At 62.2% G+C, this 4,321-nt stretch carries 3 protein-coding genes and 1 pseudogene; 3 read left to right on the forward strand and 1 reads right to left on the reverse strand.

The annotated features are described in order from the left end of the window. Window positions 1–148, forward strand: a pseudogene (locus P0D80_RS48845) (alpha/beta hydrolase); the annotation flags it as partial. Window positions 149–266: 118 nt separating this feature from the next. On the opposite strand, the gene P0D80_RS48850 reads toward P0D80_RS48845, so the two are convergent. Continuing rightward, window positions 267–1,229: a LysR family transcriptional regulator gene (locus P0D80_RS48850; protein ID WP_408295608.1), complete on the reverse strand. Its 963-nt coding sequence runs from the start codon at window positions 1,227–1,229 to the stop codon at window positions 267–269. A 141-nt stretch (window positions 1,230–1,370) separates the two neighbouring features. Between P0D80_RS48850 and P0D80_RS48855 the strand changes: the two genes are divergently transcribed. Together P0D80_RS48855 and P0D80_RS48860 are read left to right on the forward strand one after the other, a co-directional pair. Next, entirely contained in the window at window positions 1,371–2,660 is a 1,290-nt protein-coding gene (locus P0D80_RS48855; RefSeq protein ID WP_408177753.1) for an MFS transporter, read from the forward strand. Window positions 2,661–2,765: 105 nt separating this feature from the next. After that, window positions 2,766–4,283 (forward strand): M81 family metallopeptidase, encoded by a 1,518-nt coding sequence (locus P0D80_RS48860; protein ID WP_408295612.1) that lies wholly within the window; start codon window positions 2,766–2,768, stop codon window positions 4,281–4,283. The last annotated feature ends 38 nt before the right edge of the window (window positions 4,284–4,321 follow it).

Here is a 4,321-nt window from a genome sequence, read left to right on the forward strand (position 1 = left end):
TGCGCCGCATCCTGAACCGGCAGCGTACGCGAAGAAGTTCACCGGCAAGTACGCGCACCGGAATATTGGCGGCGGTGTCGGACATAACCTGCCGCAGGAAGCGCCGAAAGCGTTTGCCGATGCCGTGATCGACGTCGCACGTTTCTAGCATTACTTGCGCGTTCACGAAGACGGGCCGCAACGACAGACAAGATCGCTGCGGCCCGTTTGCATATCGCGCATATCGCGCGGCCGACTCTTCGGCCACTAGCGCACGCCATGTACCGCTAACCGTTCCGCCGCCCACTAGCCTTTCGCCGTGGGCTTTCTTTCGCTTTGGGCGTAGAGAACATCGGCATGCGTTCCTGAATCCACTTGAGCAGTTCGAGCGGCCCCGCTGCAAGCGGCCGGCCGGTTTTGACCAGCACTCTGGCCTGCGCACTTTCAAACAAGGGATGCGCGATCGGGACGGTGGTCAGTTCGCCGCTGGCGAGCTCACGGTATGCAGCGAACTCGCCGATGAGCGTCACAAAGTTTTCCGCCGTCACGAAACGCTTCAACGCGCTCAGCGAGTTCGTCGTCAACGTCGGGCGGATCACCACGTTCTCCGCCAACTCCAACATCGAAACGACATGGCCGATGCCGAACGTGGAAGGCATCAGCGCGAGCGGGTAGGCGCGCAGATCATCGACACCCGCCGGCCCTTTCCGTTTGACGAGCGGATGGTCTTTTCTCAGGAGCAGCACGACGGGCTGATGCGAACTGGATCGATATTCGATACGCGGATGGGGCGGCGGATTGTAAGCCAAGCCGATATGAGCGCGGCTTTCCGCGACGTCCTCCAGCAGTGCGTCTACCGCCTGCGTCGTCATGCTGATGTCCAGGTGCGGATAGCGCGTGCAAAACGGCGCCAGCACGTCGTCGACGAGCGTGTCGACGAAACCTTCGCTGATGGACAACTGGATGCGTCCCTTCTGAAGCCCCCGCAACGCGTGCAACTGGTCCTCGAGTTTTTCCTGCTGCGACCGGTAGCCCTGCCAGAACTCGAGCAGATGCGCCGCGGCTTCCGTCGGCCTGACCCCGCGCGCCTGGCGTTCGAACAGCACGGTGCCCAACTCGTCTTCGAGCAACTTGATCTGCCGCGTGATGACCGACGGCGACGTATTGATGTGGTCGGCGGCGCCGCGGATGGTGCCGTGGGTCAGCACTTCGTGGAAATACCGAAGACGCTGCTGGTTGATTTCTCGCATTTGATCGCTCCGGCGCCCAATTGTCGTTGTCTACAAAGCAACGATATGTGAACTTAGTTGCTCTTGCTAGTGGGGTTTTGCCCTGCCACCATCAACTTAACCCGCACGACGGGCCCACGGACGCAAAACCGGGAGACAGGCATGTCAGCAATCCATCCATCGGCCGCCGGCGATCCTGCCTCAGCGCTGTACAGCAAGCTCAACTGGCGGCTTCTGCCGTTTCTCGTGACCTGCTACATGTTTGCGTATCTGGACCGGGTCAATGTCGGCTTCGCCAAGCTGCAGATGCAGACCGACCTGGGTTTTTCGGACGCTGCATACGGAGTGGGCGCGGGCATCTTCTTCATCGGCTACGTGCTGTTCGAATTGCCGAGCAATCTCATGCTGCCGAGAGTCGGCGCGCGGCGCACGTTCAGCCGCATTCTCGTGCTGTGGGGCATCACGTCGGCCTGCATGCTGTTCGTGCGCAACGTGCCGGCCTTTTATGCCATGCGATTTCTCCTCGGCGTGTTCGAGGCGGGTTTCGCGCCGGGCATGATCTATTACCTGTCGTGCTGGTACGGGCCCGCGCGGATGGCACGCGCCATTGCGCTCGTGTTCGTCGCCGGGCCGCTTGGCGGGATTGTCGGCGGGCCTGTATCGGCGTGGCTCATGACGAGTCTGTCCGGCGTCGGCGGCCTGGCCGGCTGGCAGTGGATGTTTCTCGTGGAGGGCCTGCCTTGCATCGCACTCGGCCTCCTGACGCTGCGCGTGTTGTCCGACCGGCCCGAGCAGGCGCGCTGGCTGAACGATGAGGAAAAGTTGCTGCTGGGACGCGAAACCGCGCCGACCGAGCATCGCGCTGACTCGTTCAAGGCCGTGCTGAAGAGCCCGAGAGTCTATGTGCTCGCGCTCGCTTACTTCAGCATCATCTTTCCGATCTATGCGATCAGCTTCTGGTTGCCGACGCTGCTCAAAGATCAGGGCGTGAGCGACACGATCCGCCTCGGCTGGTACACCGCGATTCCCTATGTCGCGGCCGCCGTCTGCATGTACCTCGCGGGCCGCAGTTCGGACCGGGTAGGCGAGCGCCGCTTCCACTGCGCGATTCCGGCGCTTGGCGCGGCGCTGTGCCTCGTCGCGGCCGTCTTTGCCGACGGGAGTGTGATGCTCACACTCGTTGCATTGACGCTGGGAACGGCTTGCCTCTGGATGGCCTATACGGTTTTTTGGGCCATTCCGTCCCAACTGGTCGAGGGAACGGCGGCGGCGGGCGGCATCGCGCTAATCAATACCGTAGGACTGTCCGGCGGATTCTGGGGTCCCGCTGTAGTCGGTTGGGCCAAAGCATCGACGGGCAGCGTGCATACCGGGCTCTTCGTCATGGCTGGCGCCGCTGCGTTGGCCGCGATTCTGATATTGACGGGCAAGCTGACGCTCAAGCAGGACTGAGGACTGTCGAGTCTACTTTCCGAAGTCCTTTTCGAAATCAAAAAGATAGGCATCCATATCATCTCGCCGATGGTTCGCGAGATCGTTTGAGAAAAGGTGAAACACATGAAAATCCTGATCGCCGGTTTCCAGCATGAAACCAATACTTTTGCGCCCACCAAGGCGTCTTATTCGAGCTTCGTTCAGGGCGAGGGCTTTCCGCCCATGGTCCGCGGTAACGACGTGTTCGGGCTTCGCGACGTCAATGTGCCGATCGGCGGATTCATCAAGGTCATGGAAGCGAATGGGCACGAACTGAAGCCGGTGATCTGGGCGGGCGCCAGCGCATCGGCACACGTCACGACGGATGCATTCGAGCGGATCGGCGGCGAGATCATCGCTGCTGTCGAGTCAGGCGGCTTCGACGCGATCTATCTCGACCTGCACGGTGCGATGGTGACCGAGCAACACGACGACGGCGAGGGCGAACTTCTCGAACGTGTGCGGCGGATCGTCGGCGATCGGATGCCGGTGGTCGTTTCGCTGGATCTGCATGCCAACGTGACCGCTCGCATGTTCGAACACGCGAGTGCGCTCGTGGCGTATCGAACCTATCCGCATGTGGATATGGCTCAAACCGGCGAGCGTGCCGCGCGGCTTCTCGAAGATCTGATGCGGGAGGGGCGTCCGTTGCATCGGGCGGTGCGTCGCGTGCCGTTCCTGATTCCCGTGAATGGCATGTGCACGCTGGTCGAGCCCGCACGCGGGATGTACCGGTTGCTGGAGGATCTCGAAGAGCGGCCTGTCGTGACCGTGTCGTTTGCGCCGGGCTTTCCGGCGGCCGATTTTCCCGAGTGCGGCCCGACGATCTGGGTTTATGCATTCGACGAAGCTGCGGCACAACATGCAGCGGACGCACTGTTCGCGAAGATCGCCGGCGATGAAGCGCGTTGGGATGTGCCCTTCCTGACGCCCGACGAAGCGGCGCTCGAAGCAATCCGGGTGAGCAGGACGGCGGCCAAACCGGTCATCATCGCGGACACGCAGGACAACCCGGGCGTGGGCGGCGATTCGAACACGATGGGGATGGTGCGCGCGTTGTTGCGCAATGGCGCTACCGACGCGGCGGTGGGCGTGATCTGGGATGCCCAGGCGGCGGCAGCGGCGCATCGCGCGGGTGTGGGCGCGCGCATTTCACTCGCGCTGGGCGGCCGTTCCGGTGTGCAGGGCGATGCGCCGCTGGAAGGCGTGTTCGAAGTCGAGCACGTGTCGGACGGACGCTTCCGTTTCGATGGCCCGATGCTCAACGGCATGCAAGGCGAGTTGGGGCCGGTCGCCTGTTTGCGGATCGAAGGCGTCAGGATTGCGGTGAGCTCCGTCAAGATGCAGGTGTTCGATCGCAACCTGTTCCGCGTGGCGGGCATCGAACCCGAGCAGATGAAGATTCTGGTGAACAAGAGTTCGGTGCATTTTCGCGCGGATTTCGAGGCTATCGCCGAGGCGATTCTCGTCGCGAAAGCGCCGGGACCGATGGCTGCCGATCCCGTCGACCTTCCGTGGACGCGTCTCGATCCGGCAATCCGTTTGCGGCCGTTGGGGCCGTCTTTCAGTGAAAGCGATCCGGCACGGCTCGCGAGCGCTTAACTTTTAAGGGAGTCACCATGTCTGACCAGATCAATATT

The organism is Paraburkholderia sp. RL17-373-BIF-A (genome assembly GCF_046030175.1).
Classification (GTDB): Bacteria; Pseudomonadota; Gammaproteobacteria; order Burkholderiales; family Burkholderiaceae; genus Paraburkholderia.

Bases quoted from the DNA above. Each gene is read 5' to 3' on its own strand.
- P0D80_RS48855 (WP_408177753.1), top strand. From the start codon at position 1,371: ATGTCAGCAATCCATCCATCGGCCGCCGGCGATCCTGCCTCAGCGCTG.
- P0D80_RS48860 (WP_408295612.1), top strand. From the start codon at position 2,766: ATGAAAATCCTGATCGCCGGTTTCCAGCATGAAACCAATACTTTTGCG.
- P0D80_RS48850 (WP_408295608.1), bottom strand. From the start codon at position 1,229: ATGCGAGAAATCAACCAGCAGCGTCTTCGGTATTTCCACGAAGTGCTG.